The following is a 13625-nucleotide window of genomic DNA, read 5'->3' as shown; positions in this document are numbered from 1 at the left end:
ACTTCTCAGCCCCATGAGGTTTCCTCCAAACTGTTACGTGATGGTTATGAATCTAATTATACTAAACTATCATAGAAAAGCAATGAAATTGAATGAAGAAGGGGAGGAAGAGCTCCGAAAAAAATAACACCGGATAACCGGTGTTATTTTTTGATCAGGCTTTAACAGCCTCTTTTTTTGCTTCTGTTTCCGCGACAATCACTGCACAAGCAGCATCGCCTGTAATATTGACAGCTGTTCTCGTCATATCAAGCAGACGGTCAATACCAATGATTAATGCGATACCTTCAACCGGAAGGTTAACGGAGTTAAGAACCATCGCCAGCATGATCAGGCCGACACCCGGCACACCTGCAGTACCAACGCTGGCAAGCACTGCGGTAAGAACAACCGTGATAAGCTGGGTGAGTGATAAATCCACATTGAATACCTGTGCGATAAATATAGTGGCAACACCCTGCATGATGGCTGTTCCATCCATGTTAATCGTTGCACCAAGCGGCTGCACAAAGCTGCTGATTGATTCAGGAACTTTCAGATTTTTTTGGGCAGTACTCATCGAAATCGGCAATGTGGCATTACTGCTTGAAGTACTGAACGCTACTCCCATGGCAGGTGCAAATCCCTTAAAGAAGGTTAATGGATTTCTTTTTGCAATGAGTGCTATTGAACCGCCATAGGTGATAATGGCATGGACAAGAAGGGCAAGAACAACCACGATCATATAAAGTCCCATTGCCTTAATGGCATCGAGACCCTGGCTTCCAACAGCAGAAACAATAAGTCCGAATGTTCCATATGGCGCAAATTTCATAACCAGATTAACAAGATACATCATTATGTCATTGCCCTGTTCAATCAGGTTTAAAATGCCTTTTGTTTTATTGCCGAGCATCGTTAAGGCAAATCCGACAAAAATGGAAAAAGTAATAATCTGAAGCATGTTTCCTTCCGTAAAGGCTTTTACCGGATTGGTCGGAATAATATTTAATAGTGTCTCTGAGACAGGCGGAGCTTCTTCAGATTCATACTCCACGTTTGTTACGTCAAATTCCCCGACATTTCCCGGCTGGAAGACATATGCCAAAGCTAGTCCGATAATAATCGCTATACTTGTAGTAACTAAGAAGTAGGATATCGTTTTGACACCTATTCTTCCTAATTTCTTTGGATCACCAAGCCCGGCTGTACCAAGAGTAATGGAAAAGAATACAATCGGGACAACCAGCATGTTGATTAAGTTTAAAAAGATTTTTCCAAGCGGTGTAAACACAAACTTGTCAAGCTCAGGAAATATTCCAGGCGCAAACAAATTAATCAGTAAACCTGTAATTCCCCCTGCAATCAAAGCAATAATAATTTTAGTAGATAATTTCATACGCGTTCCTCCAATGAATAAAGTAAAAAAATGTAAAATATAGACACAGAAAATAATGTCCTTCCCTATATTACCCCCAAAAAACATAAACCTAACTTAAAAAAGGCAACAAAAAAACACAGAGGTAAAAACCACTGTGCATAGATGCAGTGTTTCCCTCTCAACACGCTTACGAGGTTAGCTGTCGGGTTCGGGTCTTGAGAGTACCCTACCTGTAAAAGGATTCACCCCAGGTACTTTTAAGAAAAAGTACAATTGGTTCCCCCGCTCAATTATGATTAAGCGAAAAATATAATGTTTTTTTAATATATTAACAATAATCATAAAAGTTGTAAATCATAAGATTTTCTTATCCATGATTACTATTAAATAAATAGTAATTTTATAGAAAAGGACAAAAAGATCAGAAGTTAAGCCAGCTCAAAAGAGGGTGTCTTTTCTTGTCCGTCACCTTCAGTTCCTTCTTATTCAGCTTGTCTTCATGTTCAGCTAACCACTCTTTTAACTCCTCTTTATCCTTGCATTGCGTATAATAAGTCTCCCCGTTTTTCCCGGTGGCACTCACAACATATCTGCATGTATTTCCCATAATGCACCCTTTTCAAAGTAATTTCTTTTTGAATTATAACAAGATTTATGGGAATGTCCACTATATTTTTAATGAGTATGAGTATATGAATTATGGAAAAAATAATCCTATTTTCGCAAAACTGTAATAAAGCCGTCCAGAATATCGTGACTCACAGTAAATCCTTTGCTTTTATAAAATTCAAGGGCCTCTGTATTTCCATTTGATACATAAATAAAATAATCTTCCACATCATTAAATTGACTTAACCATTCCATCGACATGTTAAAAAGAACTGAACCAATTCCGTATTGCCGATAGCCATCTTTAATAAAGAATTGTGATAAGCAGCCAACATTTTCTTTCCTGACTGAAGTTAGATCAAAAAAAGTGGCGAAATCATTGGAGTAGGCTTCCTTAGGTGAAACATTAGAATAAACATAGCCCACGATTTCTTCATCGTCCTTAACAATTACAATATAATTATGTATAGCAGAATTTACGGATGGAACCAATCTTGTTTCAAAATTCATGCTGTCAAAACGCTCAGGTGTTATATGTGCCTTAGATTTTTGAAAAGCCATCAGCTCATTGCATAAATCCCGGCAAAGGCTGATATTGTCTTTTGTTATCACTTCATAGTTTAAATTCATCCCATTCGTCCCCCTTTAGCTAACATTTTATATTGGAATGCCTATATTCGTCCAAAAAAAGAGGGAAATTATTTTTGATAGAGAAATTATTTTTTAAACTAATATAAGAAGAGGGACCATCATGATTAAGGAAATAAATATTAAAGACCGAAAAGCGGCTGAGCAGGTTCTAAGCGTACAGCTTCCCGCGTATAAAATTGAGGCTGAAATCATTGGTTATCCTGATTTGCCCCCTTTGAAAGATACTGCTAATACCCTGCAAATTACAGGAGAGACCTTTTTTGGGTATTTTACTGGCAAAAAATTATGCGGGGTAGTTTCGTTTAAACAGGAGAAAGGTGTTTTAGATATACATAGACTCATTGTGCATCCTGAATATTTTAGAATGGGAATTGCACAAGAGCTGCTGAATTACATTGAACGGAGGCCGATGATTGAAAAAATGGTTGTGACAACAGGTTCTAAGAATACGCCTGCTGTTAATTTTTATTTGAAGAATGGTTTTAAAGAGCTTGATAAAATGGAAATAAATGAAGCACTCACTATTACTGCTTTTGAGAAATTACTATAGGAAAGCCATGAAGGTTGAAAGGAGCGACTATATGAATTTTAACTTAAGAGAAGCTATTGAAATTCTTGAACGGACACCGGATACGCTGGATGCATTACTAAGCGGTCTATCTTCAGAATGGCTTTATGGCAATGAAGGGGAAGGCACGTGGAATGCAGCCGAAGTGGTTGATCATTTGATTGATGGCGAAGAGAAAAATTGGATTCCGCGACTGTCATTTATTCTGCAGGAAGGGGAAAGCAAGCCATTTCCTCCATTTGACCGTTTTGCTCATTTAAGTTTGTCAGGGGATCTGCCGCTGGAAGAAAAGCTTGAGATCTTTAAGACTCTTAGAATAAAAAATTTGGCCACACTGAGGGAGATGCCTGATCTGGAAACTCATTTTGAAAAGAAAGGGCTTCACCCTGCATTTGGTCCAGTAAGAGTCAGGGAATTGATTTCCACTTGGGCTGTTCATGATCTTACGCATATTTCACAGATTACAAGAGTATTGGCAAATCGGTACAGGACAGATGTTGGTCCTTGGATTGAGTATTTGGGCATTCTAAAAAAGTAAGCATTATACGATTGTTAAGTATTGTAAAACAGCAAAATTTAGGGACCAATACATCATGCCATGGCCGAGGGTGTTCATTTATACTAAGAGTTGATTGTGACTTTTCTGTTTATTCTAAGTCCTTTCAAAACATTATGGAGGCGAATGAATGCTGAATCGTAAGAGAAAAGGTCTGCTTTTATCGTTTATTCTATTTGCTGCCATTCTCATTGTAATGCAGCCCATCCAAGATTCAATAACAAAGGCAGCTGCGGGAGATGGGACCTGGTCATCACCTTATTCGGTTTCACAGGGAATCAATGCACAAAATAACTCATCCAAAACTGTTCAAGGCTATGTGGTTGGACAGCCGACTGCAGCAAATACGGTTATCACCAGCGGGTTTCCAAATGACTATGCTTTAACCTTGGCGGATAGTCCATCAGAGACTAGCTTGGCTAAAATGATTTATGTTCAAATCCCATCCTCCTTTCGCTCAAGCTTTGGTTTGAAATCGAATCCATCTCTGATGGGAAAGAAAATGAAAGTTACGGGAACGCTGACTGCCTATTTTTCTCATCCGGGGCTTAAGGACGGTACTGCTTTTGAACTGGATGGTGGCGGCGGAGCAACTGACCCGGAACCCGGACCTGGCGGGTATTATGATGCTGCATATGGAAAAACAGGTCAGTCTTTAAAATCAGCTCTTCATAACATCATTGATGACCATACTGAAATTTCCTATTCCAATGTATGGGAAGCTCTTCGTGAAACAGACGAAGACCCGGCTAATCCTAATAACGTCATTCTCTTATATACCGGCCGTTCTCAGGGCAAATTCAACAATGGATCTGGAGTCAATGACTGGAACAGGGAACATGTGTGGGCTAAATCGCACGGAGACTTTGGCACAGCGATGGGGGCGGGAACTGACCTTCATCATTTGCGGCCAACAGATGTATCTGTAAATAGTTCGAGAGGAAATCTTGATTTTGATAATGGGGGGTCCCAGCATTCTGAAGCACTTGGAAATTACTATGACTCAGATTCCTGGGAACCAAGGGATTCTGTAAAAGGCGATGTAGCCCGGATGCTGTTTTATATGGCAGTCCGCTATGAAGGTGACAGCGGAGAAGTGAATCTGGAGCTGAACAATGCAGTCAATAACGGTTCTGCTCCTTATCATGGCAGAATGTCTGTCCTGCTCGAGTGGCATAAGGAAGACCCGGTCGATGATAAAGAACGAAGAAGAAACGAAATCATCTACTCTGATTACCAGCATAACCGCAATCCGTTTATAGATCATCCTGAGTGGGCATCTGCGATATGGGAATAATGCAATTTCCGTTTTAGTAAATAATTCAGTTAAAATAACATGTTAATTCACAGGTAAATTAACACAGTAAAATACACACAAAAAAGCTCGGAGCATATGGCTCTTGAGCTTTATTTTTTGTATGTGACATATTCCAATAAAGTACTCAATGAATGCTTAATAATGATTAATGTCTTTTACGATTTCCTTCCAGTAATCCCAGGCTTCAAGGTATTCCTGAAAATCACTTGGGTGATGTTTTATGCAAGTTGCCATTCTAAGATATAAACCAACTAGTGCCTCTTCATATAAAACAGAAGGATTTATTTCCGTTTTAGATTTCAAAAAGGCTGCTGCACTAAGAAGGGTTTCTTTTGTTAGTTCCTCTGGGGATGAACAAAAAGCATATATTAAATCATATAACGGCTCGCCAATAACAGGGGTGGGGTCAATTACACCACTTAATTCTCCATTACGAAAAATGAAATTATGTACTCCGCAATCCCCGTGCAGTAAAAATGGCTCTTTGTCTTTGCTGTTTTTTTCAGCAAGCTCCAGTACGAGATTATAATGACTATTATCTAATCGTGAATGGAGGATTTTATTTGCTTCATCGATGCTATCAAGGATAAAACTCTGCCAAGACTCTGATGGCTGATCCGCCCAGCCCCAGCCTTCACTGTTTTCAACGGGTTTGTAATGATTTAAAAGCCCTTGCACCAGTGTTTGGAGGGTTTCTTTTTTGTTTTTTCTAACATATTTGGCAGTGCCTTCAATGAAGGAATAAATGATGTACTTGTAAAATGGTTCAACGAATAAAAGTTTTGGCAATAAATCAGTCTTCTTGTAATCATTAAGGAAATTTGCCTCCGATTTAATAATTTGTGGTTCATTTTTCTTAATGACATACCTTATATCCTCAAAATGCAGAAGGTACAATTCACTTACCGTACCACCATTTAATTGTTCATGATAAGTTGGCTTTGAATGGAAAATGTTATTGTCCATTAGCTGATGTATTATTTCTTGTATATTCATATTTCTCCCCCTTTCTAGGATACCTCTTCTGCTTCTCTCTATATATTAATATAAGTTACCTGTTTCTTGCTGTTTCTCAAAAAAAAAATCGAGTATAATTGCGAATTCATACTCGATTCCGAATGTTAATTCTATTATTTCTCCATGATATCTGACCTGCTTGCCGTTCTAGGTAGGTACTTTAATATTTCACAAATTATCAATATATTCTGAAATGAATAAGGGGGTTAATCGGTTATAATTAAATAAAGGGGAAAGCGTTTTCATTCCTCCTTTCAAATTTTATAAAAGGCGAAAGGGTGCTGAAAATGAACTATTTAGAAATAAAGAAGAAGCTGGAAGCTGCAAAACAAGAACTGGAGATCAAAATGCACGGTCAGGCTGCATCAGAGAGTGAAAAGGAAACTCTTCAAAAAAGGATCGACAACTATGAGTATATGATTGAATTAACAGAAATGAATCATTTTGAAAGAGGGAATATAATCAGTTAGGGAGGCGGTGCTGAAAGCCGTTTCTTTTTTTTGTGAAAGGCCATGATGAAAATAATATTGATTTTTCTTTTTTAAACAAACGGGGCAGTCGTTTTCGCTTCTTTTATTGAGAGAGAATAGTTAAAAAACTTATTCCTAATATAATTAAAACTGTTCAATACTTGTATAATGATAATAAAATTATTAACTCAATTATTAGGAGATGTTAAATTGGATTTCTTAGGTTTTATTACTTTGTTGATAGCGGGCTTTACTGCTTGTGCTGAGTTTACTTCATACGCTTTAGTGCATCCAGTTATCCGTCATTTACCTCAAAAGCAACATATATTTTTTGAACAAGCTTCCCTGAAAACATATGGACGTATTATGCCTATATTAATGCCTGTAAGTGTCATTCTAACCTTATCCTTTGCAGTATTTACAAAAGAACTTGGAACAATCGAGCTTGCAAGCCGTTTTTCTTCTGCTGGAATGTTCATCTTAGCAGCAATAATAACTATTAGATATAATGTTCCTATTAACAAGGCAATCAAACAGTGGGATGGAGATAACCCACCCGCTGCTTGGAAGGAAATAAGAAAACGATGGATGTTCTTTCAATCTATTCGTTCTTGGTTGCTTCTTATTGGCTTTGTGTTACTTTGTTTCTCAGTTACAATTTAATTAATATTACATATAAAGGATTAAACATTTTGTCATTACCTTATTGAACAAACGGGTGTGCCAGTTCAATAAGGAATGACCAAAAGGACCTTATAAGGAGGTCTTTTTCTTTTGTTCAAAAATTAATATATCTTTAAACAAAGCTTTATGAAAAAAAGATTGACAAGAGATAAACATGGGAGTAATTTATATTTATTAATTTCATAGCAAACCTTTTTGCTGAATCATTTGAGCGGGGGAACCAATTTTGATAAACCTTGTTTATCTTGGGGTGAATCTTAGCATATTAAAGCTAAGAAGGGATACTCTCAATCCCTAATCCGACAGCTAACTCCGTAAGCCAAATCGAGAGAAGGGTTAATGGAAACCATTGGCCATTCTTTATTAAGAGTGGTTTTTTTGTGTTCATTTTTCAAAAAGAAGGGAATTTCTTCAATGAAAAAACAGTATGCTGTATTTGGTTTAGGCCGCTTTGGCGGCAGTCTTGTAAAGGAATTTCATGAATTGGGTGTGGAAGTGCTTGCGATTGATGTGGATCAGGAGAAAGTGAATCATTACGCACAGTTTGTGACATATGCCGTTCAAATCAATGGTATTGATGAAGCTGCGATTAAACAGACGGGAATTAAGAATATTGATCATGCATTTGTTTCATTTGGTGAAAACATTGAGTCCAGCATATTGACATCATTGCTGTTAAAAGAATTGGGAATTCCAAAGGTCTGGGCGAAGGCACATAATGAGTATCATGCCAGAGTGCTCGAAAAAATTGGCGTTGATCGTGTGATTCATCCGGAGCGGGATATGGCAAAGCGGATTGCCCACCATATTGTTTCAGAAAAGATGATTGATTATATTGAGCTGTCTGAAGATTATAGTATGGTGGAGATTGTGGCTACAAATAAGATTGCCAACAAATCTCTATCAGAATTGAATATAAGGGCTAAGTATGGCTGTAATATCGTGGGGATTCAGCGCGGGAAGGAAATAATCGTTACCCCGCCCGCTGAAGAGGTCATTTTAAAGGGAGATGTCCTGATTATAATGGGACACAATAAAGGGATTGGCAGATTTGAGAGGCATGGAGTTTAAGCTTTTCAATTATGTTTACCATCTAAATGAGGAGATTATGGACCATGTACAAAGAAACCAGAAGGAGTAGAAGAATTAAGCGGCCCGGCACCTGGATCAGGATGAATCCTGCTCAGGCTTTGTCTGTTGGCTTTTTAATACTAATAGCGATTGGCACCCTGCTGCTTATGCTGCCTTTTTCCACTAGTGACAGGCATCATCTATCGTTTATTGATGCATTATTTGAAGCAACTTCTGCTGTATGTGTGACAGGTTTAGTCGTCGTAGATACACAAACAACTTTTACGGTTTTTGGCCAGGTAGTTCTTATGGCGCTTATACAAATAGGCGGACTTGGTTTTATGACCTTTGGAGTTCTCATTGCCATTATGCTTGGGAAAACTATTGGCTTAAAGGGGAGGCTGATGATACAGGAATCATTAAATCAGCTTACAATTGAAGGGATGGTACGTCTTGTAAAATTTGTGGTGGCTTTTACTCTGATTGTAGAAGCAATTGGTGCAATCATTTTGGGTGTTCGCTGGGCTGAAGATTTTGGGTTTCCACAATCTTTATACTATGGGGCTTTTCATTCGGTCTCAGCTTTTAATAATGCAGGGTTTGATATAATGGGCGACTTTAGCAGCGTCACCGGTTATGCAGGGGACTTTACTGTCATTATGACGTTAAGCTCGCTGTTCATCATTGGGGGGATTGGCTATATCGTGCTGCTTGATTTAAAAATCAATAAAAGTTTACGGAAACTTTCTCTCCATACGAAATTGGTTTTGCTGATGACACTGATTCTTAATATTTTAGGCACAGTTTTCATATTCTTTTTAGAATTCAATAATCCCGCGACAATTGGTGACTTGGGAATGAAGGAAAAACTGTTAGGATCTTATTTTCACGGAGTCGTTCCAAGAACAGCTGGTTTTAATTCGCTTAATACGGGTGAGCTGACAATGGGCTCGCAGCTTATTACCATGCTTCTAATGTTTATTGGCGGAGGATCAGGCGGAACCGCAGGAGGCATTAAAGTAACAACTTTTGCCTTGATCCTGCTTGCTGTCAGAGCGCTCATTAAAGAAGATGAAGAAGTTAATCTGATGGGCAGAAGAATCCCTAAGGAATTAATTTTTCGGGCATTTACGATTACAGTGTACTCTATGGGATTAATAGCACTGGTTCTATTTCTTCTTTCTTTGACAGAGAATGCACCGTTGAATATGCTTTTATTTGAAGTTATTTCCGCCTTCGGCACAGTTGGGATGTCTCTTGGCTTAACTCCTGAACTGAGTCCATTAGGAAAACAATTAATTGCTTTGATGATGTTTGCTGGCAGAGTGGGTCCTTTAACTCTTGCTTTCGCACTTGCCAGAAGAAGAGAAAAAGCTAATTTTAAATATGCTGAAGAAAAAATCATGATTGGATGAGTAGATGATGATTTAAAAATAAGAAGAAATATAGACGTAATAAGTAAAAAAAATTGAGATTGTGCAGGATAGAGTGGGATGCTCTTCCTGTTTTTTTGTGAAGCTTGAAGCCGGAGATTAGTACAGTTGGGGGGAATTGTTCGTCATCAGGCGGTCATGAGGCCGAAAAAGAGTACAGCGAAAAGAAAAAGATCGCCATGCTAGTGCGAATACCAAATTTCATGCATCTAAATCGATTCAGTTCCTTTTATAATAAAATACATATATTTCCATTTTTAGGCCGACGGGTATTTTCAGTGAGTCATACAGGGGGACGATGATGGCTAAGGTTATGCAGATATCAGACGAACTGAAGGAATGGATTACGGGTGCGCTAAAAAATGAAGTGAGTCCGATTTCCCTTGCAAATGCTTTGATCAAGAAGGGATTTGATAGCCGGTTTGCTTATGAGACTTTATTTAAAATTGTTGGAAATGAAGCAATTGGGACGACAGAAGGGCAGCAGATTCGATATAATTATGAAGTCCCAGAAATAGGCAGGAAGGGGAACATCTTGCATGCCGATGACAGGGACGTCAAAGTGCTTTCCAGGAATGAAAAGCCGTTTGTCCTCCACTTGGATTCTGTGCTCAGCTCAGGAGAATGTGATGAGCTCATCAGTCTTTCAAGGAGCCGCCTGCAGCCATCCCGTGTAGTGGATACGGGTTCGGGAGTTGAACGGGCAGGTTCCGGCAGAACAAGCAGGAGCATGGCTTTCCGCTTCAGGGAAAATGAGCTGGTCGAAAGGATCGAAAAGAGGATAGCCGAATTGATGGGTTATCCGGCAGAAAATGGCGAATGCCTCCAGATCTTAAACTATGGATTGGGTGAAGAATATAAGCCTCATTTTGATTTCTTCCCTCCCCATATGGTGGATGCCGGCAAGGGCGGACAACAATTTATACGGAAAAGAGCTTAAAAGAAAAACCAAAAGGAAGTTTGATAAGGTGAAACTCATCAACAAACTATTCTCAAAGCAAAAAACATCTTCAATTGAATTTTGCCAGCGGAATCTGGATGAATTTTTAAAAGAAGATAATTTAACTGAATTTAATCAATTCCTGAGCCAGAAGAATATTATTTATAAAGAATACGAATGTCAGAGCAAATGCAAAGAATGCAGGCTGTCTCCCTATGCTGTAGTGGACGGAAAATTGATTGCAGCGGAGAATTCGGATGAATTATTAATAAAACTGAAAGAAGAAGTAAAGAAATAAAAGGAATCGGAGCAATCCGGTTCCTTTTTTCATACAATATTCAAATAATTGTTTGAATAAGCTCACAGACGAGGTATAATATATTCAAATGAATGTTTGAATAATGAGGGGAGAAAAAATTGGGCTCTAAAGATACATGCGAAATTTACTGCTTTGATGAAGACAAAGTGAACCGCATTCAGGGGGAACTGGTGAAGGAAGATCTTTCAGGTGCTGCCCAATTATTTAAGGCTCTTGCTGATGAGAACAGGGCAAAAATTTCTTATGCACTAACCCGGGATGAAGAGCTATGTGTCTGTGATATTGCCAATATCATTGGCGCAACAGTTGCAACGGCATCCCACCATTTGCGGACATTGCATAAGCAGGGAATTGTTAAGTTCCGGAAAGAAGGGAAATTGGCTTTTTATTCATTGGATGATGATCATATCAGGCAATTAATGATGATTGCACTTGAACACAGAAATGAGGTGAAAGCCAATGTCTGAACAAGCTGGAATTGCGGAGAAAGAGACGGTAACCTACCGTGTTCAGGGCTTTTCCTGAGCAGGCTGTGCCAAGACGTTCGAAGAGAACGTGAAACGCCTGGATGGCGTTTTAGATGCGAATGTGAATTTCGGAGCTTCCAAAATAACCGTTACTGGGACAGCTTCAATGAAGGCGGTCGAAAAAGCCGGAGCCTTCGAAAATCTGAAGCTGCGTGCCGAGAATGAAAAAGCGGTTGTGCGCGAGCCGTTCTGGAAGCAGAAATCAAATTATAAAGTCTATATATCAGCTCTTATTCTCATTATCAGCTGGTTTTTAAGCGAACAGTATGGAGAGGATCATCTATACCCGATCACAGGGTATGCAGCAGCTATAATCATAGGCGGTTATACTTTATTCCTGAAAGGCTTCAAAAATCTTGCAAGATTGAATTTTGACATGAGCACCCTGATGACGATCGCTATTATAGGTGCAGCGATCATTGGCGAGTGGGGAGAAGGAGCGATGGTTGTCATCCTTTTCGCCATCAGTGAAGCCCTTGAGCGTTTCTCAATGGAAAAAGCGCGTCAGTCCATTGAATCATTGATGGACATTGCCCCTAAAGAAGCATTGATCAAACGGGACAATGAAGAAATGCGGATTCATGTGGATGATATTCAAATTGGTGACATCATGATTGTGAAGCCGGGAGAAAAATTGGCCATGGATGGCGTGGTCTTGAAAGGAACCTCTTCTCTGAACCAGGCAGCGATTACAGGAGAGAGCGTGCCTGCCGTTAAGACTGCAGGTGATGAGGTTTTTGCAGGTACACTAAATGAAGAGGGATTGCTTGAAGTAAAAGTCACAAAGCATGCTGAAGATACCACCATCGCTAAAATCATTCATTTAGTTGAAGAAGCACAGGCGGAAAAAGCGCCTTCCCAGCAGTTTGTCGATAAATTTGCCAGGTATTATACGCCTGCCATCATTGTTTTAGCACTTTTAATAGCGGTTGTTCCTCCGCTGTTTGGCGGGGATTGGAACGAATGGATTTACCAGGGGCTAGCAGCACTCGTTGTCGGCTGTCCGTGTGCGCTTGTCGTGTCTACACCGGTAGCCGTCGTTACGGCCGTCGGTAATGCAGCAAGAAACGGTGTCCTGATTAAGGGCGGCATCCACCTGGAGGAAACAGGGGCGCTTAAATCGATTGCATTTGATAAAACAGGCACATTAACAAAAGGTGTTCCTGCAGTTACAGACATCATCACTATTAAAGGTGATGAAAGACAGCTCCTCAAAGTCACGGCTGCCATAGAGAAAGGGTCACAGCATCCCCTTGCTTCAGCAATCATGAAAAAAGCAGAAGAAATGGGCACTGATTTTACCGGGCTGGACACAGAGGAATTCACCTCTATTACCGGAAAGGGAGTAAAAGCCGCAGTAAATGGTGTCCTCTACTATGCCGGCAGCCCCAATCTGTTTGAGGAGCTTCATAGCGGCATGGAAAGCACTATTCAAAAGCAAATAGCAGATCTGCAGACCCAGGGTAAAACAGTTATGATTCTAGGGACAGCAAGCGAAATTCTGCTATTAATAGCTGTTGCAGATGAAATACGGGAGCATTCGAAAACGGTCATCAGCAAACTAAATGATATGGGAATTAAAACGGTTATGCTGACAGGCGACAATCACAGAACGGCTTTGGAGATCGGAAAGCAAGCCGGCGTTTCCGAGATTAAAGCGGATTTGCTGCCGCAGGATAAACTGGCTGTTATTAAAGAACTTCGTGCCGGCCATCAAAGTGTGGCAATGGTCGGGGATGGCGTCAATGATGCGCCTGCTCTTGCTGCTGCGTCTATCGGGGTTGCCATGGGCGGTGCCGGAACAGATACAGCACTAGAAACAGCAGATATTGCCCTAATGTCAGATGACTTGAGCAAATTGCCTTATACGATTAAACTCAGCCAAAAAGCGTTAAGGATCATCAAGCAGAATATCACGTTCTCACTTGGAATCAAGGCACTGGCTTTATTGCTGGTTGTTCCGGGCTGGCTGACCCTATGGATTGCCATATTCGCGGACATGGGAGCAACCTTGCTGGTCACCTTGAATAGCCTGCGGCTTCTCAAAATAAAGAAATGATAAAACTCAGAGTTATGCCTTCGGGCATGGCTCTTTTTTTGTG

15 protein-coding genes and 2 riboswitches are annotated in these 13625 nt (G+C 39.8%); of the genes, 11 read left to right on the top strand and 4 right to left on the bottom strand.

Features of this window, described 5'->3' with window-relative positions; all coding sequences use genetic code 11:
- Nucleotides 1-154: 154 nt before the first annotated feature.
- The 3 genes from CE058_RS05750 to CE058_RS05740 all read right to left on the bottom strand — a co-directional run bounded on the left by CE058_RS05750 (nucleotide 155) and on the right by CE058_RS05740 (nucleotide 2599).
- Nucleotides 155-1378 (bottom strand): dicarboxylate/amino acid:cation symporter, encoded by a 1224-nt coding sequence (locus CE058_RS05750; RefSeq protein ID WP_048010005.1) that lies wholly within the window; start codon nucleotides 1376-1378, stop codon nucleotides 155-157.
- 150 nt (nucleotides 1379-1528) lie between these two features.
- Nucleotides 1529-1673, bottom strand: a riboswitch (cyclic di-AMP (ydaO/yuaA leader).
- Nucleotides 1674-1781: 108 nt separating this feature from the next.
- Complete coding sequence (locus CE058_RS05745) at nucleotides 1782-1967, bottom strand: hypothetical protein (RefSeq protein WP_048010006.1); 186 nt, start codon at nucleotides 1965-1967, stop codon at nucleotides 1782-1784.
- Nucleotides 1968-2074: 107 nt separating this feature from the next.
- Nucleotides 2075-2599, bottom strand: coding sequence for a GNAT family N-acetyltransferase (locus CE058_RS05740; RefSeq protein WP_048010007.1), 525 nt, complete (start codon nucleotides 2597-2599; stop codon nucleotides 2075-2077).
- A gap of 121 nt (nucleotides 2600-2720) precedes the next feature.
- Here CE058_RS05740 and CE058_RS05735 point away from each other — a divergent pair, with 121 nt between their 5' ends.
- The 3 genes from CE058_RS05735 (at nucleotide 2721) to CE058_RS05725 (ending at nucleotide 5041) form a co-directional block, all read left to right on the top strand.
- Entirely contained in the window at nucleotides 2721-3170 is a 450-nt protein-coding gene (locus tag CE058_RS05735; protein WP_048010008.1) for a GNAT family N-acetyltransferase, read from the top strand.
- Nucleotides 3171-3201: 31 nt separating this feature from the next.
- Entirely contained in the window at nucleotides 3202-3726 is a 525-nt protein-coding gene (locus tag CE058_RS05730) for a DinB family protein (protein ID WP_163141001.1), read from the top strand.
- 148 nt (nucleotides 3727-3874) lie between these two features.
- The gene (locus tag CE058_RS05725) at nucleotides 3875-5041 is read left to right on the top strand and encodes an endonuclease (protein ID WP_163140999.1); all 1167 of its coding nucleotides are present in this window, start codon (nucleotides 3875-3877) and stop codon (nucleotides 5039-5041) included.
- A gap of 156 nt (nucleotides 5042-5197) precedes the next feature.
- On the opposite strand, the gene CE058_RS05720 is transcribed toward CE058_RS05725, so the two are convergent.
- The gene (locus tag CE058_RS05720) at nucleotides 5198-6058 is read right to left on the bottom strand and encodes a phosphotransferase (protein ID WP_163140997.1); all 861 of its coding nucleotides are present in this window, start codon (nucleotides 6056-6058) and stop codon (nucleotides 5198-5200) included.
- A gap of 308 nt (nucleotides 6059-6366) precedes the next feature.
- On the opposite strand from CE058_RS05720, the gene CE058_RS05715 reads away from it, so the two are divergent.
- The 8 genes from CE058_RS05715 to CE058_RS05680 all read left to right on the top strand — a co-directional run bounded on the left by CE058_RS05715 (nucleotide 6367) and on the right by CE058_RS05680 (nucleotide 13582).
- Nucleotides 6367-6549: a DUF3896 family protein gene (locus CE058_RS05715; RefSeq protein WP_053071361.1), complete on the top strand. Its 183-nt coding sequence runs from the start codon at nucleotides 6367-6369 to the stop codon at nucleotides 6547-6549.
- 210 nt (nucleotides 6550-6759) lie between these two features.
- Complete coding sequence (locus CE058_RS05710) at nucleotides 6760-7212, top strand: anthrone oxygenase family protein (protein ID WP_163140995.1); 453 nt, start codon at nucleotides 6760-6762, stop codon at nucleotides 7210-7212.
- Between the two features lie 207 nt (nucleotides 7213-7419).
- Nucleotides 7420-7569: riboswitch (cyclic di-AMP (ydaO/yuaA leader) on the top strand.
- Between the two features lie 78 nt (nucleotides 7570-7647).
- Entirely contained in the window at nucleotides 7648-8304 is a 657-nt protein-coding gene (locus CE058_RS05705) for a potassium channel family protein (RefSeq protein WP_048010013.1), read from the top strand.
- Between the two features lie 44 nt (nucleotides 8305-8348).
- A complete protein-coding gene (locus CE058_RS05700) occupies nucleotides 8349-9719 on the top strand; it encodes a TrkH family potassium uptake protein (protein WP_163140993.1) in 1371 nt (456 codons plus the stop codon).
- 319 nt (nucleotides 9720-10038) lie between these two features.
- Nucleotides 10039-10677 (top strand): prolyl 4-hydroxylase family protein, encoded by a 639-nt coding sequence (locus CE058_RS05695; RefSeq protein WP_250800756.1) that lies wholly within the window; start codon nucleotides 10039-10041, stop codon nucleotides 10675-10677.
- Between the two features lie 28 nt (nucleotides 10678-10705).
- Nucleotides 10706-10975 (top strand): DUF1450 domain-containing protein, encoded by a 270-nt coding sequence (locus CE058_RS05690; protein ID WP_048010022.1) that lies wholly within the window; start codon nucleotides 10706-10708, stop codon nucleotides 10973-10975.
- Nucleotides 10976-11094: 119 nt separating this feature from the next.
- Nucleotides 11095-11463: an ArsR/SmtB family transcription factor gene (locus tag CE058_RS05685; protein WP_163140991.1), complete on the top strand. Its 369-nt coding sequence runs from the start codon at nucleotides 11095-11097 to the stop codon at nucleotides 11461-11463.
- A complete protein-coding gene (locus tag CE058_RS05680; RefSeq protein WP_163140989.1) occupies nucleotides 11456-13582 on the top strand; it encodes a heavy metal translocating P-type ATPase in 2127 nt (708 codons plus the stop codon). The genes CE058_RS05685 and CE058_RS05680 overlap by 8 nt, the downstream gene beginning before the upstream one ends.
- The last annotated feature ends 43 nt before the right edge of the window (nucleotides 13583-13625 follow it).

It is taken from the genome of Bacillus sp. 22-7 (genome assembly GCF_010628845.1).
Lineage (GTDB): Bacteria > Bacillota > Bacilli > Bacillales > Cytobacillaceae > Cytobacillus > Cytobacillus firmus_B.
The sequence above is the reverse complement of the archived record's forward strand: the minus strand, read 5'-3'. Positions and strand labels throughout refer to the sequence as shown.